The sequence below is a fragment of the Coleofasciculus sp. D1-CHI-01 genome, assembly GCF_040218875.1.
GTDB lineage: Bacteria > Cyanobacteriota > Cyanobacteriia > Cyanobacteriales > Coleofasciculaceae > Coleofasciculus.
The window spans coordinates 1-23739 of record NZ_JAVJQP010000198.1; the positions used below are offsets into that span (position 1 = coordinate 1).

Annotated in this window: 15 protein-coding genes, 1 tRNA gene and 2 pseudogenes; 13 read left to right on the plus strand and 5 right to left on the minus strand. The window is 46.7% G+C overall.

The genetic code is table 11. The features are described 5' to 3' along the window. Positions 1–1233 precede the first annotated feature (1233 nt). The 8 genes and pseudogenes from RIB93_RS33040 to RIB93_RS33075 all read left to right on the plus strand — a co-directional run bounded on the left by RIB93_RS33040 (position 1234) and on the right by RIB93_RS33075 (position 10603). Positions 1234–1306 (plus strand) — tRNA-Arg (locus RIB93_RS33040). A 247-nt stretch (positions 1307–1553) separates the two neighbouring features. After that, positions 1554–4287: pseudogene (locus RIB93_RS33045) on the plus strand (type I restriction-modification system subunit M). Further along, a complete protein-coding gene (locus tag RIB93_RS33050) occupies positions 4280–5596 on the plus strand; it encodes a restriction endonuclease subunit S (RefSeq protein ID WP_446379644.1) in 1317 nt (438 codons plus the stop codon). The pseudogene RIB93_RS33045 and the gene RIB93_RS33050 overlap by 8 nt, the downstream one beginning before the upstream one ends. Before the next feature lie 66 nt (positions 5597–5662). Continuing rightward, complete coding sequence (locus RIB93_RS33055) at positions 5663–5866, plus strand: FitA-like ribbon-helix-helix domain-containing protein (protein ID WP_446379646.1); 204 nt, start codon at positions 5663–5665, stop codon at positions 5864–5866. A 231-nt stretch (positions 5867–6097) separates the two neighbouring features. Then, on the plus strand, positions 6098–6208 hold the full coding sequence (locus tag RIB93_RS33060) for a type II toxin-antitoxin system VapB family antitoxin (protein WP_446379648.1): 111 nt from the start codon (positions 6098–6100) through the stop codon (positions 6206–6208). A 137-nt stretch (positions 6209–6345) separates the two neighbouring features. After that, positions 6346–6459: pseudogene (locus RIB93_RS33065) on the plus strand (type II toxin-antitoxin system VapC family toxin); the annotation flags it as partial. Between the two features lie 179 nt (positions 6460–6638). Beyond that, positions 6639–9899 carry a type I restriction endonuclease subunit R gene (locus RIB93_RS33070; protein WP_446379650.1) on the plus strand — a complete coding sequence of 1087 codons (3261 nt, stop codon included), beginning with the start codon at positions 6639–6641 and terminating at the stop codon, positions 9897–9899. Continuing rightward, the gene (locus tag RIB93_RS33075) at positions 9896–10603 is read left to right on the plus strand and encodes a M48 family metallopeptidase (protein WP_446379652.1); all 708 of its coding nucleotides are present in this window, start codon (positions 9896–9898) and stop codon (positions 10601–10603) included. The genes RIB93_RS33070 and RIB93_RS33075 overlap by 4 nt, the downstream gene beginning before the upstream one ends. A gap of 83 nt (positions 10604–10686) precedes the next feature. On the opposite strand, the gene RIB93_RS33080 is transcribed toward RIB93_RS33075, so the two are convergent. From RIB93_RS33080 to fabI, 3 genes are all read right to left on the minus strand, one after another. Beyond that, the gene (locus RIB93_RS33080; RefSeq protein ID WP_446379654.1) at positions 10687–11286 is read right to left on the minus strand and encodes a type II toxin-antitoxin system PemK/MazF family toxin; all 600 of its coding nucleotides are present in this window, start codon (positions 11284–11286) and stop codon (positions 10687–10689) included. Position 11287: 1 nt separating this feature from the next. Further along, positions 11288–11767, minus strand: a complete 480-nt coding sequence (locus RIB93_RS33085; protein WP_446379692.1) for a type II toxin-antitoxin system antitoxin SocA domain-containing protein — start codon at positions 11765–11767, stop codon at positions 11288–11290. A gap of 125 nt (positions 11768–11892) precedes the next feature. Next, positions 11893–12669, minus strand: a complete 777-nt coding sequence (gene fabI / locus RIB93_RS33090; RefSeq protein ID WP_446379656.1) for an enoyl-ACP reductase FabI — start codon at positions 12667–12669, stop codon at positions 11893–11895. Between the two features lie 291 nt (positions 12670–12960). Between fabI and ntcA the strand changes: the two genes are divergently transcribed. After that, positions 12961–13632 (plus strand): global nitrogen regulator NtcA, encoded by a 672-nt coding sequence (gene ntcA / locus RIB93_RS33095; RefSeq protein ID WP_044210879.1) that lies wholly within the window; start codon positions 12961–12963, stop codon positions 13630–13632. A 290-nt stretch (positions 13633–13922) separates the two neighbouring features. On the opposite strand, the gene RIB93_RS33100 is transcribed toward ntcA, so the two are convergent. Further along, entirely contained in the window at positions 13923–16046 is a 2124-nt protein-coding gene (locus tag RIB93_RS33100) for an NAD(P)/FAD-dependent oxidoreductase (RefSeq protein ID WP_446379658.1), read from the minus strand. A gap of 156 nt (positions 16047–16202) precedes the next feature. Between RIB93_RS33100 and RIB93_RS33105 the strand changes: the two genes are divergently transcribed. The 3 genes from RIB93_RS33105 to RIB93_RS33115 all read left to right on the plus strand — a co-directional run bounded on the left by RIB93_RS33105 (position 16203) and on the right by RIB93_RS33115 (position 19712). Beyond that, complete coding sequence (locus tag RIB93_RS33105; RefSeq protein ID WP_006105795.1) at positions 16203–16469, plus strand: hypothetical protein; 267 nt, start codon at positions 16203–16205, stop codon at positions 16467–16469. A 270-nt stretch (positions 16470–16739) separates the two neighbouring features. Then, on the plus strand, positions 16740–17327 hold the full coding sequence (locus RIB93_RS33110) for a hypothetical protein (RefSeq protein ID WP_446379660.1): 588 nt from the start codon (positions 16740–16742) through the stop codon (positions 17325–17327). A 408-nt stretch (positions 17328–17735) separates the two neighbouring features. After that, positions 17736–19712 carry a glycoside hydrolase family 9 protein gene (locus RIB93_RS33115; protein ID WP_446379662.1) on the plus strand — a complete coding sequence of 659 codons (1977 nt, stop codon included), beginning with the start codon at positions 17736–17738 and terminating at the stop codon, positions 19710–19712. Between the two features lie 340 nt (positions 19713–20052). Here the strand turns inward: RIB93_RS33115 and RIB93_RS33120 are convergent, their stop codons facing one another. Further along, positions 20053–20262 carry a hypothetical protein gene (locus tag RIB93_RS33120; RefSeq protein WP_446379664.1) on the minus strand — a complete coding sequence of 70 codons (210 nt, stop codon included), beginning with the start codon at positions 20260–20262 and terminating at the stop codon, positions 20053–20055. Positions 20263–20702: 440 nt separating this feature from the next. Between RIB93_RS33120 and RIB93_RS33125 the strand changes: the two genes are divergently transcribed. After that, positions 20703–23342, plus strand: a complete 2640-nt coding sequence (locus tag RIB93_RS33125; protein WP_446379666.1) for a tetratricopeptide repeat protein — start codon at positions 20703–20705, stop codon at positions 23340–23342. The last annotated feature ends 397 nt before the right edge of the window (positions 23343–23739 follow it).

The following is a 23739-nucleotide window of genomic DNA, read 5'->3' on the forward strand; positions in this document are numbered from 1 at the left end:
GTAGAGTTCAAGGCTAGTGAAGCACCTTGAAGTACCTATATATTCCTTCATAACGTAGCTATTCCTAGCTGAGGCTAATCAACAAGAGCGCTTTTACACGCCCCGCTTCTATCCGTTAAGGATGAAGCGTGGGTTGTTGACGATGCCATGATTAGGGGGGCTTGCGTCAGCCCAACTCTGCCCAAATAATGAAGCAGGCAAGATGCCCACTCTTATTCAGGTTGGAAAAAGCTGGTTCAAGCTTTCTCACTTTCCAACTACCTAAACTCTCGAACAGTTTTCCAGATATGAAATTGGGAAGGTAAGGGGCCAAAAAACGGTGGCAATGATAAAGACTATCCGACACCGAGTTTTTTGCTCCGACGATAAATTCGTCTCTTTTTGGAATGCATTTAACCAGTTGATGCAAAATAATCCAGCGATTAACAAATAAATTGTAAGAAGTCCTAGTATCATCATCCTATTGAGTAGAGAGGTTTACTGCATTTATTCCAAGTGATAATGGAACAAATTAGTTTTTTGACTCCAGCAGTTTACCAAACGACTCCTGATAATAGGCAAGTGAGTACTGAACCTATATCATATTGCCCTAGTGATTACATGAGTAAGCATACACACCAGTTCTTTTTCCCAAAGAAGAGTGGAATGTGCATCTATCTAAAGGAAGAGTTTTCAGGAAAGTCAAAAAGGAAAGCTGCTTTAGGTAACATTCGCTACCTATATCCCCCTCTTCCCTTATAGATCCCCCGCTTCCCTTATAGATCCCCCTCGTCCCTTATAGATCCCCCTCCCGTCCCCCTTCAAAAGGGGGAAGCCAAAGGATGCTTCGCTTTTTGTTCCATGGGGGAAGCCAGAGGATGCTTCGCTTTTTTTTGCACGGGGAAACCAGAGAATGCTTCACGAAGAGGGAGAATTCAAGGGAGCATCCCAATTTGGCAGGTTGGCTCTTTGAATGGGGCTGAAACCCTTGCAATTGCGTTACTTGAGGTAATGCTTTGTCCAAAACGGGATGCTCCCGAATTCAAAGCCTCTCTCCTTGTAGGAGAGAGGTTTGGAGAGAGGTTTTCCAGATCCCGACCAAAAGTAAGATCAATATGGGGGTAGTTAACCCGGATTTAGTCTGAGCCGTATGCAGGGAAATTTTTTATTCGGCACAGATTGCCGTTTTTTCCAAATCAACGTTATAATCTGATTTGTGTCAGTGTGTTTCCTTTGAAACGCCGCTACACACAAGGGCGCGTAGCTCAGTGGATAGAGCACCAGATTCCGGTTCTGGGTGTCGGGGGTTCAAATCCCTCCGTGCTCGTTAAACAAGTGTCAATCGACATTTGGGAAGAACAATACTGCCTGCACCTTGACTTTGAGCGAAGGTGACGATGGCTTTGGCTAACAGACCGTTTTGAAATGTATGAGTCTTGTATTACAGTTGCCCAGACATTAGAAAGGATCTTTCAATCGAAAGATCACAGCAAGGAAGTGCTAGACCCCTAGTTTCAGAGGCGGATTGTAGCAACTCTTGCCTTGGAATTAAATAGATTTTGCTCAGGTTATCGATGAAATTAACGCTTTCGCGCCTATACAATCTGTTGCTGACTGCTTGCGATGATCTGCGCGGTAGTATGGATGCCAGCGAGTACAAAGAGTATGTCTTTGGAATGTTGTTTCTGAAGCGGGCGAGCGATCTCTTTGACCAACGCCGTGGGGAATTACACGCAGAGTTAGCCGCTAGAGGCATGGCTGAAGAAGATATCGAGATGGAGTTAGAAGATCCCGATAATTACTCTGGCAAATACTTCTATGTGCCACCTCGCGCCCGCTGGAATGAAGGCTGGGAGGAAGAGGGAGTTAACAATAACGGTCAGCGTCAAATCGTCAAGCATCCGGCTCTCAAGCACGTTAAAAACAATGTCGGTACGACTCTCAATAAAGCTTTAGAGGCGATCGAAGATGCCAACCCGGATGTACTGGAAGATGTACTTAAGGGTATTAACTTCAACCGCAAAATCGGGCAGCGAACGCTGGATGACGATACATTGTCTGATTTTTTGCAGAACTTTGAGAAGATTCCTTTAAAAGACAGCGATTTTGAGTTTCCCGATCTGTTGGGGGCGGCTTACGAGTGGCTGATTAAATACTTTGCGGACTCTGCCGGGAAAAAGGCGGGAGAATTTTATACCCCAGCGGAGGTGGTGCGGGTTTGCGTCGAAATTTGTGACCCAGAGGAGGGTATGCGGGTCTATGACCCTACTGTCGGCTCAGGCGGGATGCTGATTCAAATGCGGGACTACCTGCGGGAAAAGGGGAGGAATGCGGAGGAGTTGGCGCTATTCGGTCAGGAAAAAATGGGGACAACCTGGTCTATCTGCAAGATGAATATGCTGCTGCATGGCATTTCCCATGCGGATATTCGTCAAGCGGATACTATCCGTGAACCCCAGCACTTAGACGAAAATAACGAACTCAAGCGCTTTGATCGCGTCTTAGCCAATCCCCCCTTTAGCCAGAACTATATTAAATAAAAAAGATCTGGTATTTACCGGACGCTTCCCGGTGATGATGCCGGAAAAGGGTAAGAAGGCTGACCTGATGTTTGTGCAGCACATGCTGGCGGTGTTGAAGCATGATGGTCGTTTGGCAACAGTCATGCCCCACGGTGTGCTATTTCGAGGGGGTGAGGAGCAGGAAGCTCGCAAATACTTGATCAATCACGGCTATCTAGAGGCGATTATTGGTTTGCCCAGTAATCTATTTTATGGCACCGGGATTCCGGCGTGCATTCTGGTGCTGAATAAGATGGGGGCAACGACTCGCGACGAGGTGCTGTTTATCAATGCCGATCGCGAATATCGTGAGGGCAAAGCGCAGAACTTCCTACGCCCCGAAGATATTGACAAAATTGTCTATGCCTATCGCACCAAGAACAACATTCCCGCCTATGCGCGGCTAGTGTCTAGGGCGGAGATTGTTGAGGAGGACTATAACTGCAATATCCGGCGTTATGTGGATAATGCCCCACCGCCAGAACCCCATGATGTGCCTGCCCATCTGCATGGGGGAGTACCCAAGGTGGAAGTCGATAGCCTCGAACACTTTTGGCAGAACTATGGGCAGTTGCGAGAGGATGCCTTTGTGCCTAGAGATGATCAGTATCTCGACTTCACCCCGGTGCTTGCGAGGAAGCGTGACATTGCCGACTTTGTGGCGACTCACCAGAGCGTGCTAACTCGTCACCAGCAGTTTAGGGAGACGCTAAAGGCGTGGTGGGAGGCAAATCTACCCCTTGTGCAGGCTCTGGCTCCAGATGCAGCGAATCAGGAAGCTCGCCCCCGGAATGTCTATATTATGCGGAGTCGTTTGCTCAGGAGTATTGAGGAGACATTAGCTAACCAGCAGTTACTCACTTCCTTTCAGGTGCGGGGGGCATTTGCTAACTATCTGGATACATTGAAGGCAGATTTTAAGTCCATTGCAGCCAGTGGTTGGGGGGCAGAACTGATTCCCGATGAGGATATTTTGCAGAGTCAGTTCCCGGAAGTGTTGGAGGAGTTGGAGCAGGCGCAGACTCGTCTGGCGGAGTTGCAGGCACTATTTGCTGCTGCCGATGAGGAGGATTTTGAAGATACTGATGATACGGGGGTATTACCCAGTGAGGAGGTGAAAAGTAAGAAGGAGGAGTTGAAGACCCAGAATGCTGAGTGGAAGGCGCAGCTCAAACAGGTCAAAGCCTTGGCTGGCAATCTCTTTACGGAAATCCAGGGGGCGAATTTGTTACCCAAGGGTGAGAAGAAAGGCTTTTATTGCAATGAAGGCTTGACCCAAAAAGAGGCGCAGTTTGCTAACGGTAATCGCATTCTGGAGCTTGCTGCTGAGGTGGGTCATATCAGTGAGTATGCCATTCCTTTAAAAGAAGCAATGGAACGGGGACAACACGCCTATCATCAGGCAGCAAGGATTACGGCGAGCTTGGAGCGTCATCAGGCTCTAGAAGATGAAGTGAAAATACTCAGGGTTAGTATCAGGAGTATTGAAAATAATCGCGATGAACTGGTGCAAAGTGCGCGTGAAAAGATTTCTACGGCTGAGGCGCGGATGGTAATTATTGAGCGTCTGCGGAAAACGCTGATGGAGATTTATGAATCCTATTTGCGGGCGGATCTGCGGGCTTGTGTGCGGGCGATCGAGAATTTGTGGGAGAAGTATGCGGTGACGGCGAAGGAGATAGAAACGGCAAGGGATGCAGCAGCGCAGGAGTTACAAGAGTTTTTGGTGGAGTTGGGGTATGAATAGCATTTCAGAATATGCACTAGCTGATATTTTTCCAATATCGCTTTCAGGTGAATGGGGAAGTGAGCCAGTGCCTGAAGGCAATGCTTTGGTATTAAGAGCAGCAGACTTTACAAAAGACTGTAAGCTGAGAGGTCAAATAGGCGCTCTAAGAAAGATTAATCAGCTAAAGCTCGACAGACTAAGTTTGCAGAAGGGAGATATCCTCATTGAAAAATCGGGTGGAAGTCCCGATCAGCCTGTCGGAAGAGTTGTCTTTTTCGACCGAGAGGATGAAGGCATAAAGTATGTGCCTTCCAACTTCTTACAGTTATTGAGAGTCGCGGATGGCTTTGATAAGAAGTTCTCTTATTATCTGATGACTTTCCTTTACTATTGTGGTTTCGTATATCGATACCAACAGCAAACAACCGGAATCATTAACCTGAAACTTGAAAATTATTTTTCAACAAAGGTTGCTATTCCTTCAAGATTAGTTCAAGAACGCATCCAAGAAATCTTATCAACCATCGATCGCGCGATCGCACACACCGAAGCCCTAATCGAGAAATACCATCAGATTAAGGCTGGGCTGATGCACGACCTGTTTACCCGTGGCATTGGTGCGGATGGTAAGCTGCGCCCGACTCGTGAGGAAGCACCGGAGCTATATCAGGAGAGTGCGATCGGTTGGATTCCGAGGGAGTGGGACTGTGTTAATCTTCGCCAAGTTGCAGATTTAGAGGTGGGATTCCCTTTCAAAAGTGACTGGTTTCAAGAAGATGGCATAAAACTTTTACGTGGTGAAAATGTTGGATATGGTCAGCCAGATTGGAAAGATACGCAATGTTTGTCCTACGAAAAATCCGAAAACTTCAAGGAGTATTTACTACGTGAAGGTGACATCATTATCGGAATGGATCGTACTTTCACAAAGTCAGGAATAAAAATAACTGTATTACAAGTCTTTGACTGTCCTAGCTTATTAGTGCAGCGAGTAGGGAGATTTGTTGCTTTTGGCTGTCATAAGTCCTATCTAAGATGGATATTACTTTCGGATCAATATCTTTGTGCTCTCATGAATCAGCAAAAAGGTATGGACATACCCCATTTATCAAAGGCTGGAATACTGGAGCCTCTGATACCTATTCCACCAGAAACCGAGCAAATTGATATAGTTCGATGTATAGAAGCTTGTGAGTACAAAATTCAAAAAGAGTGTGAAATATTAGAGAAGTTAGCTAGACAAAAGACTGGCTTAATGCACGATTTACTCACTGGCAAAGTCCCGGTGAAAGTAGACCCTGATGAAGTGGCTCATGTCTTAAACTAGCCCTATCACCTGTCCTGATAGCAATGCTATCATCAGCATAAGCAATCTCTTCAAAACCCATTCGCTATGGCTAATCTAATTGTTCGTAACATTGACGATGCCATTGTCAAAGCACTGAAACAACGGGCTAGTCGCCACGGCATCAGTGCCGAAGCTGAACATCGCAAAATCTTGGAACAAGCCCTATTGCATCCGCCCCAAAAATCCTTTGCTGAAGTGCTTCGCCTCATTCCCAACGTTGGCAATGATAGCGACTTTGAACGCTTTTAACAGTCTCATAAGCTGTCATGCATTTAAATTGGGTATTAGTAACGAGCAAGATGCTTGATGTAGCGAGCAAGATGCTTGATGTAACGAGCAAGATGCTTGATGTAGCGAGCAAGATGCTTGATGTAGCGAGCAAGATGCTTGATGTAGCGAGCAAGATGCTCGCACTACGGCAAGGATTTCGCCATATATTGATATTAAGGTTTAAATGCCGAACAGCTTACTCCCAAAATCATGAAAACCAACATTGAAATAGACGAAGCCTTGATTGCTGATGCCCTACAAACCACCGGGCTAACCACCACCGATCAAGTAATCGAGTTGGCTCTAAAAACGCTATTATAGCAACCGCCATAGCGGTTAGGACACATCATTTATGTAGAGACGTTGCATGCAACGTCTCTACAATGGTGCTATACAACTCAAGCTTTTCGAGGTAAGTTGTCCTGGGAGGGCGACCTCGACCTGATGAGGACAGATACATGATTTTGGTCGATTCTAGCGTTTGGATTGATTATTTTAACGGTCAGGATACCCCTGCTGTCGAACGACTGGATCAACTTTTAGGGGTACAACCGCTGGCGATTGGCGACATCTGCAATTCCAGCCTTAAGCTGTTCGGCATTTAAACCTGAATATCAAGAATGGCGCAATCCTTGCCGTAGTGCGTTTAGCGAAGCCATGCCGCAGGCTTTAGCGAAGCCATGCCGCAGGCTTTGCATCTTGCTCGCTACTAATACCCAATTTAAATGCATTACAGCTTATCAGTTAGCTTATGTCTGAATACACCGAAGTCGAACAGCCATTTCTCCAGCAATTACAAGCCCTCGGTTGGCAAATTATCGACCAGGGCGCACAAATCCCCAGTGACCCCACCAAAAGCCTACGGGCTAACTTTCGCCAGTGGCTGCTACCCAATGTATTTACTCAATCCGTCGCAGCCCTCAACACCAACGCCGACGGCACTTCTTGGCTCACCCCCAAACAACTCCAAGACCTGCAAGACCAAATCCTGCGTCAGCCCAACCGCACCCTCCTCGAAGCCAACGAAGCCATTCAAAAACTGCTGTTCAAGTCCCAGGTTGATGTCAACGAGCAAACCGGGGAAGAAGACCCTGTAGTAAAGCTGATCGACTTTACCCATCCCAACAACAACCAGTTTCACGCCATCAACCAATTCCGCATCGATACCCCCGGTTGTGTCAAGCAATACATCATTCCCGACATTGTGCTATTCGTCAACGGCATCCCCCTGGTAGTCGTTGAGTGTAAAAAAGGCAGTGCCACCTGCGCCAACCCCATGTCCGAAGCCTTTGAGCAGCTCCAGCGTTACATGAACCAACGAGAGGAGACGATCCGGCATGGCTTACGGGAAGGAGAACCGCGCCTGTTTCATCCCAATCTGTTTGTTGTTCGCAGCACAGGCATTGAAGCTGACTACGGTACGATCGCCTCCGAAGAAGAGCATTTCTATCCCTGGAAAACCCAGTATCCTCAACCAGAAAGCACCGCCAAAGGGCTGAACCAACAACAGCAACTCATCAACGGTATGCTCAATAAAACCAACCTGTTGAGCATTCTGAGGACTTCTAGTGTCTTCATGGATACTGATAGCGGTCCCCGCATTAAAGTAGTGTGCCGTTACCAACAGTTTCGAGCAGCCAACAAAATTATCGAGCGTCTCCGCCAAGGTGAAACCGCAGCAGAAAAGAGTGGTGTTGTCTGGCATACTCAAGGATCGGGCAAGAGCCTAACTATGGTATTTGTGGCGCGGATGCTGCGGGCATCGTCAGACCTGAGCGACTACAAAATCGTGCTGATTAACGATCGCGTCGATCTCGAAGAGCAGCTATCTAAAACCGCCACCCTAATTGGGGGACGGGTTCATCTGATCGAAAGCACCCAAGCCCTCCGAAACCACCTATCAACAGATGTCTCCGATATCAATATGGTGATGGTGCATAAATTTCAGCAACGTGATCCGGTCATGCCCCTGAAAGTTGCCGAAGCCCTGGGGACTGATCGCGCCATTCCGAGCAACCAGACTTTTGGCGTAGTCAATCACTCCTCCCGCATCGTGCTAATGATTGACGAAGCTCACCGCACCCAAAGCTCCGACCTGGGCGATAATGTCTTTGAAGCCTTTCCCAATGCTGCCCGTCTTGCCTTCACTGGCACTCCCCTGATCACCGAGCGACACGGTGAAAAGAAGACCCATAAACGCTTTGGCAGTTACATCGACACCTATCGGCTCATGGATGCCGTACCCGACGGCACCACGCTACAAATTTTGTACGAGGGTCGTACCTCCGACGATGCCCTCAACGATAAACACGGCTTTGAAACCCGCTTTGAAAATCTCTTTCGCGATCGCAGTGACGAAGAGTTACTAGCAATCAAGAAAAAATACGGGGCGACAGGTGACTTGCTAGAAGCCGAGCAACGGATTGACGCGATCGCCCAAGACCTAGTGAAACACTACCTAGAAAATATTTTCCCGAACGGCTTTAAAGCCCAAGTGGTGTGCCATTCTAAACTCGCTGCTGTGCGCTATCAAAAAGCCATCCATCAAGCCTTAGCTGACACCGTAGCCCGCTTAAAAGCGCAACCTGACCCCGACCTTGAACTGATCCGCAAAGTCCGCTTCCTCAAAGCAGCAGTAGTAATCTCCAGCAGCGGCACGAATGAACCTGGCTACGTTACCGAAGCCCGCAAGCAAGTCCGAGCTTGGAATGCCGTCGATAACTTTTGCCGTCCCTTCGACTTTGATGATCCCGATAAGCCTCACACTGGCATTGCCTTTTTGGTCGTGTGTGATATGCTACTCACTGGCTTTGATGCCCCCATTGAGCAGGTGATGTATCTCGACAAAAAAATGAAAGAGCATACATTGCTACAGGCGATCGCCCGCACCAACCGAGTCAAGCAAGGCAAACAGCGGGGCTACATCGTCGATTACATCGGTCTCACCGAAAATCTGACCGAGGCTCTGACTTTGTATGCAGCCACTAATGAACAACAGGAATTGGCTCAGGGCTTAAAGAGCATCGCCTCTGAGATGCCCGTGCTAGAGGAGCGATACCAACGCCTGCTACAGCTATTTGCGGAGCATAAGGTTGCCAAGGTACGGGACTATGCCGAAGGGAAACTAGAAACCATCGAAGCAGATGCTGCCGTGGTTCACGAGGCGGTTAAGCTACTCAAAAATGAGAAAATCCGGGCTGACTTTGAGGTCTATCTGAAAAAATTCCTGGCGAGTCTAGATATTATCCTGCCCAACCCCATCGCTCAGAACTACCGGGTGCCTGCCAAACGGTTAGGTTACATCCTCCAAGTCACTAAAGAGCGTTACAAGGACACCAGCCTCAACCTCGGCGATGCTGGCAAAAAAGTCCGGGATCTGATTAACGAGCATTTGATTAGTCTGGGAATCAACCCCAAAGTACCCCCCGTAGAGCTGCTATCGCCAGACTTTATGGCACAGCTTAACCAACACGCAGGCAACAACGACGAAGCCAGAGCTAGCGAAATGGAGCACGCTATCCGCAAGCACTGCACCGTCCACCACGATGAAGACCCAGCCTTTTATCAAAAGCTATCCGAGAAAGTCGAGTACCTAATCGAAGAATATCATGACCGCTGGGACAAGCTTGCCAAAGAGTTAGAGAAAATCCGCGAAGAAGCGATCGCGGGTCGTCAGCGGGGTGAAGAGGGCATGAGTAAAGAAGCGACAACCTTCTACGAACACATCGCCAACCAGGTCTTTGAAAATGGAGAGATACCCACAGATGCTAAACCCAAGATAAAGGTGCTGATGGAAGCAGTTGTCGAAACCTTGCAAGATAGTATTGGCAGCATCGATTTCTGGAATAATAGCGATAAGCAAAAGCGAACCCGCAGTGAAATCAAGACTGCGCTTACCCTGACTAGCATTGCCGAGTTGAAAGTGAATCGTGAACGGATCGCCGTTGAAATTATGAAACTCGCCAAAAACCGCCACAACGAACTCTTGAAAGATACGACTGAAAACCCATGAATATCCGCTGTGTCAAAGATATAGAATACCAGTTACTCCCTGGTAGCCCCCGCAAAACCACCGATATTGTAATTGAGCGTGATGGCAGAGTAACCGTGCGCCCACCGATTGATTACACCCCGGAACAATCCGATGCAGTAGTAGAAAGCAAGCGTTTATGGATCTACCGCAACTTGGCTGAATGGAAAGACCTCAATGCCAGTGCTGTAGTGCGCGAGTGGGTCAACGGTGAAACCTTTCTATACCTAGGTCGTACCTACCGTTTAGCACTCGTATCAAATCAAGACCGTGCCCTCAAGCTCAAAGAAGGCTACTTTTGCTTAGATCGTAGAGTAGTGGAGCAAGGTAGTAGTACAGCAGCCAAACAAGCATTTATATCGTATTTCACCGAGAAGGGTCAGCAACGTTTTCGCGATCGCGTCAAATACTTTGCGCCTAAAGTCGGCGTTCAGCCTGTAGGTGTCAAAGTCAAAGACATGGGCTACCGCTGGGCTAGTTGTGGCAAAGGTGGCTGGCTTAATTTTCATTGGAAATGCATGATGGCATCACCCAGAATTATTGATTACATTGTGGTTCATGAGCTATGCCATTTCCACCACCGCAATCATAGCGATCTCTTTTGGAATGAAGTAGATAAGGTCATGCCTGACTACCGGGAGAGAAAAGAGTGGCTCAGGAAAAATGGTGCCAGTTTGACCGTGTAGGTATCTTGGACTGTTGCTGAATTTATAATCGGAGAGCTTAAGGCGGGGAGTGTCAAATAAGATTTGAGAATACTGTTGTTTTATCAAAAACCTAGAAATTCATCGATGAGGTTGTTTCGCTCATCTTCAGATAACTGATAGAATACCTTTTTAGCCAACTCTGGAGAGACATTTTTGGAAAACCAGTCCCCATCAGGATTATCTTGTATTACCAAAAAATAGTGTAATCGTTTCTCTATCGCCTCTTTGTCTGATTTATCCAACTGTCCTATGCGCTTCAACCAATGATGGTTAGAATCTTTAAAACAGGTACTATCAACAGTGTATATTTGATGTATTAAAGCATAATATTCAGTATCAAGCTCATTCCTTTGAGTTGGATTAATCGGGTAAACCGTTGGTAAACCCTTGTATATCTCTTGTGAACTCAATGGAATAATTGCAAATATCTGTATGTCATCCGAGTTATTTCTAAATTGCTCACTTGTCCAAACTAGGTGAGGATTACTGCCTCTCAAAACTCGACTAGCATTAAGCTTTTCTGTACAATATTCATGATTACACTCGATCTGACTGGGTTCTTTTAAATCATAAATATGAACATGACCTTGCTTACAGCGCAAAGAAACACGAGAAGGATTAATCAGGTATATCCATCCTTGCCGAGGTTTTTGTCCAGCCATTTTACAATCCTAACTCACGCACCAATTTTTCTCGTTCGGCGTTTAAATTGAGCTTAACTTTTCCTTCGGCTTTATGAATTCGCCTTATTTCCAGCATTGGAGCCGTATTCTGTACATAATCTAATAACTGTTCAAATTTTGCTGCACTAGCCCACTCTCTTCTAATGTTATCAAGCATTAGTTTTAGACCCAAAGGTAAATTTATATCAGTTGTGAGATCTGCTTCTATACCTAGTCTAATAAAGGTGATCCTGCCTTCAGCTTCCTGGGCAATCTCTTTCCCGTCCATTTGACTGAGAGCGGCGTCTATATCTTCATGCCAGGGACTATGGCGGTAGTAACACCAGTTTAATTCAGTAAGCTGCTTTCCTGTCCATTTAACCGTATAAAGATCAGCCAAATATAAAAAATTAACGAGCTGTGTTTTCGTGATATGTCCTTTTGTCTTATAGACAAAATATTTAATGAGTTGCTCCAACATCATTCCTTTTAATGCTGATGCCTAGATCGTCGGTCAAGTATTATGAGAAACCGGGTTTCTCGTGAAGATGACAGAAATATCAAGTTTCACCCAAAGAAACCCGGTTTCTTGACCGAGGCACCCAATTACATACCCATGATTTCATATCCAGCATCGACATATAAAACCTGACCCGTGATCCCACTGGCGAGATCACTTGATAAGAAGGTGGCGGTATTGCCAACTTCTAGCTGGGTAACGGTTCGCCGTAGGGGTGCTACCTGCTCCACATGATGAATCATATCCAAGATGCCGCCCACGGCTGAAGACGCTAGGGTACGGATTGGACCTGCAGAAATCGCATTGACCCGAATATTACTCGGTCCCAATTCGGCGGCGAGGTAACGGACGCTCATCTCCAATCCCGACTTGGCAATCCCCATGACATTATAATTGGGGATCACTTTCACGCCGCCAAGATAGGTCATGGTGACAATACTTCCTCCCTCCTTCATTAAGGGTTTAGCAGCGGCGGCTAATCGCGTGAGGGAATAGGTACTAATTTCTAAGGCTGTGGTAAACCCTTGTCGCGAGGTTTGGCTAAATTCTCCCGATAAGTCCTCTTTGTTGGCAAACGCCAGACAATGGATGAGGATGTCCAGTTTGCCCCACTGCTTCCCAATCGACTCAAAAGTGGCGTCGATTTGAGCATCATCCTGGACGTTACAGGGTAAGAAGACACTAGGTTGTAGCGGTTCTACCAAGTCTCTGACTTTCTTCTCGAAGCGTCCCTTCTCATCGGGTAAATAGGTGACTCCCAACTCCGCACCCGCTTGGTGCAACTGTTGGGCAATGCCCCAAGCGATTGATCGCTTGTTGGCAATCCCAGTCACCAGGGCATTCTTTCCAGTCAAATTCAGCATAAGTATCTTAATTCTTCAAGACAATAAAACAATTCATTAAAGAATAACCGTGTTTGGGCGATGTTCGTTGTATGATAACGCCAAACCGTTAGCTATCAACCCAACTTGCCAGGTGTCCGTTGACATCTCACCTCATTATGTAACAATTAGTACAAAAAACCTATTGGGACTCAGATTAAGTATTCTTGAATACAATATAGAGATCGTTCATTGAGCCGATTTTGGAGTCTCAAGCTTCATCGGCGATCACTTACAGGAAGTCAGTAAGGCTTTGGCGCAAGGGTAATAGGTATGGTCGTAATGCAAGATAGACCGTTAGCAGCTGTGTTCCGTCAAATCGGCGGAAGCTCATTTCCTCCCGTTGTTGAAACCTTTGAACGGGGCAAAACTATTTTTTTCCCAGGAGATCCCGCCGAACGGGTCTACTTTCTAATGAAAGGCGCTGTGAAGCTTTCCCGGGTTTATGAGGCGGGGGAAGAAATTACAGTGGCTTTGTTGCGGGAAAATAGTGTCTTTGGGGTATTGTCATTGATTACAGGTCACCGCTCTGATCGGTTTTACCATGCGGTGGCATTTACCCCGGTTGAACTACTTTCGGCTCCGATTGACCAGGTAGAGCAAGCGCTCAAGGACAACCCAGAACTATCCATGTTAATGCTCCAGGGATTGTCCTCGCGGATTTTACAGACGGAAATGATGATCGAGACATTAGCTCACCGGGATATGGGATCTCGCTTGGTCAGTTTTTTATTGATTCTCTGCCGTGACTTCGGTGTCCCTGGCAAGGATGGGATTACCATTGACTTGAAGCTATCCCATCAAGCGATCGCGGAAGCGATTGGCTCGACACGAGTAACCGTCACTCGTCTACTGGGGGATCTGCGAACGGATCAAATGATTTCTATTCAAAAGAAAAAAATCACGGTTCACAACCCTGTCGTGCTGAGTCAGCAGTTCACGTAGGCGTCGTAGACAATTTACTTATTGCTCAGGTTCATCAATTTTGAAGGCGGGAGGCTTTAGTTGATTCATTTGATGAACTTTAAGCTGCATTGCGTTGGCAATAGTTTGGGCAATTGCCAGTAGGACAAACTCCCTAACTAAGCCGAGACTCTGTTTGAGCTTCCCCTGCTCGCCCTGCTTCCCCTGCTTCCCTGCTCGCCCTGCTTCCCCTGCTCGCCCTGCTTCCTACCCCACCACAAGACTTATTCAGCAGCCCCTATTGTAGGGCAAGAGTTGCATGGGTTAAACCCTCAAGAATCAAAGGCTTTCTTTTGACCCCCATGGGTCACTAATTCATCCGAATTTGATGCTTCACGCTGAATCCGCTCCGGATGTCCCATCCCCACTGTCATGGCATAACGTTGGGCTAGCAGCCGCAATCCTAGTGAGGGATAACGCTCTTCAATCCAGGGTTGTAAGCGGCGAATCAGATTCGGGAACCACCCTTTAAGGAATCCACTCACTATAGCATTTCGAGTAAACGTGAAATAGCTCCCCAGCCAACGCAAGAAATCCTTTGTCCCTGCCATGTCCCAAATCCAAAAAATCAGGGCAGGATTACGTCTGGCTGCTTTTAATGCCAGTCGGTTGAAGGTTAACCAATCAAAACGGTCTTTAATAAAGGTATCAGCCACCTCTGGCGGTTCATCAGCTAAAAGCCCAAAGAAGGTATTCAGCATGGCATTAACCCGTTGGGGAGGCAAATGACGCCCGGTTGGCACCATCATGCCTTTGGAAAAGAGCCAGGTGACAGAAATATTGCTTTGGTGAGCGCGAATTTGGTTTAAATCGTTGGCAGTTAGGAGATTATGGCGTAGGGCGGTATCGAGTAAGTCGGTTAACCGATACAGGTTACGCACCAGGGAACCAAATCCTGTAAACACCAGAGGCGATTGTAGGGAAGCCGCATCCCCAATGGCAACCAGCCGATCAAACGCCACCGTGCGATCGCGACTGCTGATGCTAAAGTGTCCAGGAATATAACCGAATGTGGGTTTCTTCCACACTAATTTTTCCATGTCGCAGCGGCGGTACTCCGGCAGAATTGTAAAAAAGTCTTCATACATTTCTAATAAAGAGCCAGGGTTCTCAGGATGCACCTGATGGTAATGGAACAAATAGATCGTCAAGTCCTGCCCTGCTCCCGGAAACAGTTCCCAAATCAACTGCCGTCCCCGGGAGATGTCACCGTGGCTATTGAGAACGTCTCCATAGTTAGAATCCCACACCCCTGGCTCGAACCCACTGGCAATCACCGCACCAACCGTTGGGCAGACGCTATCAAACGCCCTGCCTCCATTCAGTTGCCAAGCGATGGGGGAAGCGGTACCCATGGCATCGACTAAAAGCTGTCCTCTGGCTTGTCGGGGGGTTTGGCTGGGCAAATGCTGTAGACTGACGACAACTTCCTCTGGCGTGATCTCTGCCCGGATAAACTCCGTCTCATCCCAGATGTCGCCGCCCGCTTTTTGTAACTTTTCTCCACATAATTGTAACAATTTCTCTGAATCAATTGCCACATTGAGTACTGTTGGTGTATGTAATACAGGTGCTTTTAGATGAGGAGGATTGTTGCCATCAAAGAATTTGTTGAAGCCATCAATATATTCTCTGGCGATCATGGCTTCAAACTCATCGGGCGTAAATAACCCCAAATCGATGAGACTCTGAAACTCAGCCCGGGAAATATTCCACTCGCGGTTCATGCGCCCAAAGGGTAACCGTTCTATCAGTAGGACTCGATACCCCCGTTGTGCCATCACAGCGGCGTGAATGACTCCCAGGGCACCACCGATGTAAATCAGGTCATAGGTGGACTTTGAGTGACGGCTTCCGAGAAGCTGTGTCGGTGCCTCGGTTGTCTTAAACACAACTTGTTTGGGTTGCTGCGGATTCCGCACCCCTTCGCGCCATCGTTTTTCCCACCAATAGACGCGGTTGAGGTCATATTCCCCTTTGGGCATTTTTTGGAAGAAATGAACTGTCTGGGGATAATAGGGTGCTAGCGCCTCAAAGATCGACTGTTGGGATAAATCGACCTCTGGGGGTTCAGGATAGCGATGGGGAAACTGACGGCGTAAGTCCCCTGTCAGCTTCTGGAGTAATTGCCGTTCCCCCGCGATCGCGCAATCGCCACAGCGAAAGGCTTTCAAGTAGGTGGTTCGCTGCACCGACCAAACAAAAATGGAGATTTCCGGAATCGGGACGCAAATCGGTGTAGATGAATTGGCTGAAGACGCATGTTCAATTTGTACCAGGATACCATCGGGGGTTAGAGTTTTCTTCCCCAGCTCAAAGTACCAGTCCTGCTGCAACCAGGTGCGAACAGCGTCGGTATCGGGGTTCGGTATTTCTACGTAGAGAAGTTCTTTCATCTGAGTGATCTGATTCGCTGAGGAATTACGCAAGATGACGGAGGTGACTTGGAGCAAAATACGCTACACTTCCGGATACTGATTGGTTTAATATTAGTAAAAAAAGTTTACACTCTTCTCATTTTCGGTAAATTAGGGTGCTTTTGTTAACTCGCCATGAATTATCCCATCCCAGTTAGTCCCCAAGAAATGACGGCTCTCCGTCAAAAACCAGTGAACGAAGAATTAGTAGCAGCGGCAATTGCCGGTGTCATTCAGATTGCCCGTTCTCAAGGACAGTCCTTAGACGAGCTTACCGCTGAAGTGCTAGCGGAAGATAGTGTCTTAGATCAGGCACAACGACGCTGGCTTAGTGATATTGTCGCCCAAGCCTGGAACATTCTGCCATCCATAGAGGCGGTGGGGAGTATCTCGGTTTCTTGAGGATATCAAGCGGTGTCAATCATCGCTTGACCCCAGGTTGCGATCGCGTCATTATTGTAATTCTAGTGTTGACGGCTGACTGGTGGCTGATGACTGGTGGCTGTTGACAGTTGGTTAGTGGGTATTTGCCGCCAATTTTGTCACGGTTCGGTAGTCAGGGATGCGAGCCTAGAGTTTGTTGGGTTTCATACCTCAACCCAACCTACAACATGAAACTATTAAAATAACGACACTCATCACTGGACGTTAATTGTACCGACTACTTTAACCATGATTTCTCAGCCGGAAGCCAGAGAACTGATTCGCCTCGCCACCTTAGCACCATCGGGTCACAACACCCAACCCTGGAAATTTTCTATTGATACCAATACTATCCGTATTTACCCGGACTATTCCCGTCGTCTACCTATAGTAGATCTCGATGACCATGCGCTGTTTATCAGTTTAGGTTGTGCTTTGGAAAATCTGTTGATTGCGGCACAGCATAGCGGTTTCAACGGCGATGTTGAGTACTTTCCCGATGGAGAAGCCCAAGATTGTTTGCTGGTTCATTTGCACCCCAATTTCCATCCTCCGGATACAGCCCTGTTCCACGCTATTCCTCAGCGTCAATCCACTCGTTGCGCTTATGATAGTCGGGAAATCCCAGTGACCGATTTAGAAGAGTTGGAAAGGGCAAATACTCAAGACGGGATTCAGTTAAGAGTATTTACGGAGGCTGACGATATTGAACAGATTACTGACTTTGTTAAACAAGGGAATCGCCACCAGTTTAATGATCCGGCGTTTGTTAATGAACAAGCCATGCCCACTTCACCGCGCCGCCCCCTTGAGGAGGTGCTGATAGATGGGGGTTGAGTTGGATTGCACAGGTGTAGAAGGTAAATGGCAGAGGGCTTCAAGGAAAAAGTACGCACAGGATAAAGGGGATTCCTGAAGCAGATGTGGTATCACACTATCCGGACGATTATGAGGGATAAAGGTAGATCCGAATAGTACACTGTTGAGGAAAAATTCGGTCAAGAAACTGGGTTTCTTTGGGTGAAAGGTTAATATGGCGTCGTCATCCTCACGAGAAACCCGGTTTCTAGGAATACTTAACCGACGCTCTAGATAAGCTAAAGCGTTTGCTAAGGTATTTTTATTTGTCCAGTAAAATATATCTTAATTAAAGATTTCATGAAAAATTAGCAATTGAGTGAATTTTCTGATGGATTCAGGAACTGACTAAGCTAGCATGAGATTAATCTGGATAACCCTAACGTTATGTTTAAAGCCCGTACTCTGGTTAAATTCCTGCTCATTTTTTTACTGACGGTCTTTATTTTAACCTTTAATTGCCTTCACTATTGGATGTTCGGTGTCTTCAATGTTTTGGGTCAAGACTATCTAGCAGGAAATCAGTACAATTACGGAGAAGTCTTACAAAAAGCGGTCTATTTTTATGATGTTCAGCGATCCGGAAAACTGCCTGCCAATAATCGGGTGGAATGGCGGGGGGATTCGGCATTAAATGATGGTGCAGATAATGGGATTGACTTAACCGGAGGCTGGTATGATGCCGGGGATCATCTAAAATTTGGCTTTCCCATGGCAGCTTCGACTACGCTTTTGGCTTGGGGCGTGATTGAATATGAAGACGCCTATAAACAAAGTGGTCAATATGACGCCATGCTGGATAATTTACGCTGGGTTAATGACTATTTTATTAAGGCACATCCTGCGCCAACAGTATTGTGGGGTCAGGTGGGTAAAGGAAGTTTAGATCATGGGTGGTGGGGAGCAGCGGAGGTGATGCCAATGGAGCGTCCTTCCTATAAAATTGATGCCACTTGTCCGGGTTCTGATTTAGCTGGAGAAACCGCCGCCGCGATGGCAGCTTCAGCTATGGTTTTTCAAGAAACCGATGCAAATTATGCCCAAACTTTGCTCAAACATGCCCAAGAACTCTACGACTTTGCTGAGCAATATCCGGGAATCTATTCGGATTGTATTACCGAGGCGGCAGAGTATTATAAATCCAGTGGTTATACCGATGAACTGGTTTGGGGTGCAGCATGGCTTTATCGAGCAACCCAAACACCAGAGTATTTACAGAAATCTGAAGCCTATTATGAGCAGTTAAGGGATCAACCTAATGCGACTCTTGCTTATAATTGGACGCATACCTGGGATGATAAATCTTATGGCAGTTATGTCTTATTAGCCGAATTAACCGGGAAAAATAAGTATCGAGAAGACGCCGAACGCTGGTTAGACTATTGGTGCGATCGCTGTCAGTGGCAGCACATCTCTTATACTCCAGGGGGACTGGCTTGGCTAGATGAATGGGGTTCGTTAAGATATGCGGCAAAAACGGCATTTTTAGCCTTTATTTATGGGGACTCAGTAGACTCGGCTTGGACGCGACGAAAATATCATGCCTTTGCCGAACGGCAGATTAATTATATGTTAGGATCGAATCCAGATCAGCGGAGTTATGTGGTCGGATTTGGCAATAACCCACCCAGACAACCCCATCATCGAACGGCACATGGTTCTTGGGCAAATAGTAAAGAAATTCCGGAAGAAACGCGACATATTTTATATGGAGCCTTAGTGGGTGGACCCGATCAGCAGGATAATTATATCGATGAACGGTCTAATTTTCAGATGACTGAAGTTGCCACAGATTATAATGCCGGATTTACGGGTGCTGTGGCGAAACTCTATCAGAAATATGGAGGCAAAGCATTAGCTAATTTTCCGGAACCAGAACAACGGGGCGATGAATTTTTTGTCGAGGCGCAAGGAAATCAACTGAGTGATAATTTGATGGAAGTGCAAGCCACCATTTATAACCAATCCGCGTGGCCCGCCCGAATTATTCCTAATTTATCGTTTCGCTATTTTATCGATACTAGTGAGGTGATTGAAGCCGGAGGAAACCCAACAGATATTACAGTCAATGCCAGTCCTGAATCAGGAATAACGGTATCTGGACTCAATCCTTGGCAAAATTCGCCAACGATTTATTATATTCAGGTGGATGTGGATGGAACTCAACTTTATCCTGGGGGAGAAGCTTATTATAAGAAAGATGTCCAATTTCAGGTGAATACGCCGACAGGTATCTGGGCTATGAATAATGATTGGTCATACCAAGAGATGCTAGAACAAGCCGGAAAGGGCAAACGTACTTATATTCCGGTTTATAATAGTGGACAATTAATGTTTGGAGTTGAACCGCCAAAGGAGGGGTAAAATAGCTTTGATGCTTCACGACCTTCGAGGGTATAGGGCGTGAGTGTGTAGGGGCGGGTTTAGGGACTTTCGTGCAGCTATTGATAATAACATTTGTACAAAACCCGCCCTGACTTGACCCTTCGCTTTGAGTTTAAAGAAACGCATCTGGGGTCATGTAGGGGCTACCCACTTGCCATTGGTGTCAACTTAAGCTCAACCCCTCACCCCCAGCCCCTCTCCCAAGCCAGCCCTCACCCCCAGCCCCTCTCCCAAGCCAACCCTCACCCCCAGCCCCTCTCCCAACCTTGGGAGAGGGGAGCAAGAGGGGAGCAAGAGGAGAACAGTAAGACAGTATGACCTATTTCCTGGGCTTGTTTACCGTTTTGAGCAACTCAGCAATTGACTTAAGCAGAGTTTGCGAGAAATACGCCATTGCCAGAATTACAACCACCGCGACTCCGCCGCCATACACCATCAGGGAACTGATATTCCCGGATTCAGGGGGTAGAGGTGGTTCAGGGGGAGTCGCTGCAACTAGAATGACCTGTTCTTTGTTATGATTAGACATAGGAATACTTTGGTCTTTCTATACCAAAAACGACAAATTGATAAAATCCAAGAGCGTCACTGGTTCCAGCCAGTCGCTCAACTGAATTTGTAAGCAATCGAGAGCGTCTCTAGTTCCAGCTAGGGGCGCTCAACTGCTTATATGCCAAAGATAGCACGCTCTTTAAAAAAGATACAATAAAATTGACGTACTTATTTAGTTGAGTACGTCAAAAATGACATAAAATGGAAACATCCAGGTTGAACAACGGTGTGAGTAGGAGGAATTCATGACGCATTGGTATCAACTTAAGCTCAAAAATCTCCATTGAGACAGACCCCTCCCTAACCCTGTCAAAGCTAAAGTAAGAATGGAGCTTACTGGGTCAGTCTTTTAACCCGTTTTAACGGGTTTTAGCTTTTAGCCCGAACTTTAGTTCAGGGCTTAATTTAGTGACTTATATGAAAGTATCTCGTTTTACTCCTAGTTTGATGCAGCATGAAGATTTAGAAGCCATCTTTGTGCAGCGTCATCAGTTAGCTGAAAATATTATGGAACGCATTAGCGATAGTGTGCTTACACCGTCGCCACATCACACATTACTGATTGGTCCACGAGGTATTGGCAAAACTCATTTAGTCTCGCTGGTATATCACCGGATTCGCAAGCGGGAAGCGTTACAAAATTTCCTGTTAATCGCCTGGTTACGTGAGGAAGAATGGGGCGTTACCTCGTTTCTGGATTTGCTGTTGCGGATATTTCGGGCGCTTCAGGAAAATGATGGAAATTTTGCCAAAATCCAACTAAAGGGGGGACAAGAAGGGTTAATTAAGCGGGTTGAATCACTTTATGAATTGTCGCCCGATGAAGCGGAACAGGTTGGGGCAGAATTATTAAGGGAAATCATCGGCGATAATCACTTACTCCTACTGATGGAAAACCTGGATGATATCTTTTCTGGGTTGGGTAAAAAAGGACAAAAACAACTCTATGCTTTTTTGCAAGAGAATCCTGGTTGTACGATTTTGGCAACGTCTCAGAGTTTATTCGATGAGGTAAAAAAAGAGAAATCGCCGTTTTATGGGTTTTTCCACATTGATCACTTAGAAGATTTAACGGTTGAGGAAGCGATACAGTTATTAGCCAATATTGCCAGAGTTCGGGGCGATCGCGAATTAGAGTCCTTTATCCGACAGCCAAGGGGACGCGATCGCATCCAGGCGGTTCATCATCTGGCTGGGGGAAATCACCGGGTTTATGTGATTTTCTCAGAGTTCCTCACTCGCCAGTCGTTGGATGAATTAGTGGAACCCTTTATGCGGATGCTAGATGATTTGACACCCTATTATCAGGCGCGGATGGCGTCTCTGTCACCGCAGCAACGGAAGATAGTGGAATTTTTATGCGATCGCCGCCATGGGGTTCCAGTCAAAGAAATTGCCCAGCGCTGTTTTATGACGCATCAAACCACATCCAGTCAGCTTAAGGATTTGCGGGAGAAAGGGTATGTCACATCTGACGCGATCGGGCGGGAGTCTTTTTATGAGATGCGGGAACCATTGATGCGCTTTTGTCTGGAGGTGAAGAAGCAGCGGGGGGAACCGATACAGTTATTTGTCGATTTTTTACGGATTTGGTATACGAAGGAAGAGTTATTACAGCGATTAGGAGTAACCAATGATAATCTCCAGTATCAGCAACGCTTAAAACCACTCCCCTCTGATGCTGTTCTAGAACGAGAATATATTCTTTATGCACTTAAAGCGATAGAAAATGAAGATGAAGATCCTCGCATCGCCGCGTGTTTGCAAGAGTATGGGGATTGTTTTGAGAAGGAAGATTATGTTACTGCTTTAGAACTAGCAGAGAAACTGGTAAAAATTCGCGGTCAAGCCGAGGATTGGTTTAAACGCGGATTGTGCTTGAGCAATCTTCAACGCTATGAGGAAGCGTTGGTATCCTGTGACAAAGCAATTGAGCTTGCTCCTAATTATGCACCAGTTTGGGTACTACGAGGCACAATGCTGTATTGTATCGAGCGCTACGAAGAAGCTTTTGCCTCTTGTTACAAAGCAATTGAGCTTAACCCTACTTATGCACCAGCTTGGTGCAACCGGGGCGCAATGCTATATAATCTCAAACGAGACCAGGAAGCTTTAGTATCTTACGAAAAAGCAATTGAGCTTGACCCTAATTATGCAGAAGCTTGGGGACGACGAGGTTTGGTACTAAGTCAACTCGAACACTACGAGGAAGCTTTAGTATCTTACGAAAAAGCAATTAAGCTTGACTCTAATTATGCAGAAGCTTGGGGACGACGAGGTTGGATGCTACAGAAACTCGAACGTTACGAGGAAGCTTTAGTATCTTATGAAAAAGCAATTGAGCTTGACCCTAATTATGCAGAAGCTTGGGGACGACGAGGTTGGGTGCTAGAGAAACTCGAACGTTACGAGGAAAGCTTAGTATCTTACGAAAAAGCAATTGAGTTTGACTCTAATTATGCAGCACTTTGGTTGAACAGAGGCTGGGTGCTAGACAATCTCGAACGCTACGAGGAAGCCTTAGTATCCTGTGACAAAGCCATTGAACTGGGGTATCAAGACTCCTCTGTCTTCTTAAACCGTGCTATTGCCATTTTGGGATTAAATCGCTGGGATGAAGGAATTGCTGCACTAGAGAACGCATTCCAACGTTTTACCCTTGACGATGAAGCTGATGCAGATGATGCCAAGTTAATTATGCACATCTTGTTCAACAGCAGTAACAATGTAGAGATATGGCGATCGCGCATCGAAACCCTTATCGAACTTTACCACAAACACCAGGTTATTTCTACATTAGGACAGGGACTGGTGAAAAGCGTTCCTACACTAATGTCAGAAATGGTTAGCGACAAAGCGGCACAAACCTGGTTGGAGGTGTGGCAAGAAATGGCGAGTGATTATCCTGAATTTCAAATCCCTCTCCGTCTTCTCAAAGCGGCTGTTGGTTATAAGGAAGCAAAAGGCAATAAGCGTGTTTTATTTAGCCTACCCATAGAAGAACGCAAGCTGCTAGAACCTTTGCTGGGTATGGCGGACACGTCGGCGGTTAAATAATCAGTCATGCATTTAAATTGGGTATTAGTAGCGAGCAAGATGCAAAGCCTGTGGCATGGCTTCGCTAAACGCCCTACAAAGACTTCGCCATTCTTGACATTAATATTTACAGCAGTTGGCTCTGCTATGCGGTACATTGTCGATCCCCCTAAATCCCCCATGGAACCAAAAGCTCCCGCATCCTTTGGTCTCCCCCATGGAACCAAAAGCTCCCGCATCCTTTGGTCTCCCCCATGGAACCAAAAGCTCCCGCATCCTTTGGTCTCCCCCTTTTGAAGGGGGACGGGAGGGGGATCTGAAGGGGGACGGGAGGGGGATCTGAAGGGGGACTTTGATCGACTGTACTTTATGGAGAGCGCAAAGCTGTAAACGCCAAACAGCTTAGCTCTGAGAGTGA

Coding starts and splice junctions, on each gene's coding strand:
- RIB93_RS33050 (WP_446379644.1), top strand. CDS start 4,280: ATGAATAGCATTTCAGAATATGCACTAGCTGATATTTTTCCAATATCG.
- RIB93_RS33055 (WP_446379646.1), top strand. CDS start 5,663: ATGGCTAATCTAATTGTTCGTAACATTGACGATGCCATTGTCAAAGCA.
- RIB93_RS33060 (WP_446379648.1), top strand. CDS start 6,098: ATGAAAACCAACATTGAAATAGACGAAGCCTTGATTGCTGATGCCCTA.
- RIB93_RS33070 (WP_446379650.1), top strand. CDS start 6,639: ATGTCTGAATACACCGAAGTCGAACAGCCATTTCTCCAGCAATTACAA.
- RIB93_RS33075 (WP_446379652.1), top strand. CDS start 9,896: ATGAATATCCGCTGTGTCAAAGATATAGAATACCAGTTACTCCCTGGT.
- RIB93_RS33080 (WP_446379654.1), bottom strand. CDS start 11,286: ATGGCTGGACAAAAACCTCGGCAAGGATGGATATACCTGATTAATCCT.
- RIB93_RS33085 (WP_446379692.1), bottom strand. CDS start 11,767: ATGTTGGAGCAACTCATTAAATATTTTGTCTATAAGACAAAAGGACAT.
- fabI (WP_446379656.1), bottom strand. CDS start 12,669: ATGCTGAATTTGACTGGAAAGAATGCCCTGGTGACTGGGATTGCCAAC.
- ntcA (WP_044210879.1), top strand. CDS start 12,961: ATGGTCGTAATGCAAGATAGACCGTTAGCAGCTGTGTTCCGTCAAATC.
- RIB93_RS33100 (WP_446379658.1), bottom strand. CDS start 16,046: ATGAAAGAACTTCTCTACGTAGAAATACCGAACCCCGATACCGACGCT.
- RIB93_RS33105 (WP_006105795.1), top strand. CDS start 16,203: ATGAATTATCCCATCCCAGTTAGTCCCCAAGAAATGACGGCTCTCCGT.
- RIB93_RS33110 (WP_446379660.1), top strand. CDS start 16,740: ATGATTTCTCAGCCGGAAGCCAGAGAACTGATTCGCCTCGCCACCTTA.
- RIB93_RS33115 (WP_446379662.1), top strand. CDS start 17,736: ATGTTTAAAGCCCGTACTCTGGTTAAATTCCTGCTCATTTTTTTACTG.
- RIB93_RS33120 (WP_446379664.1), bottom strand. CDS start 20,262: ATGTCTAATCATAACAAAGAACAGGTCATTCTAGTTGCAGCGACTCCC.
- RIB93_RS33125 (WP_446379666.1), top strand. CDS start 20,703: ATGAAAGTATCTCGTTTTACTCCTAGTTTGATGCAGCATGAAGATTTA.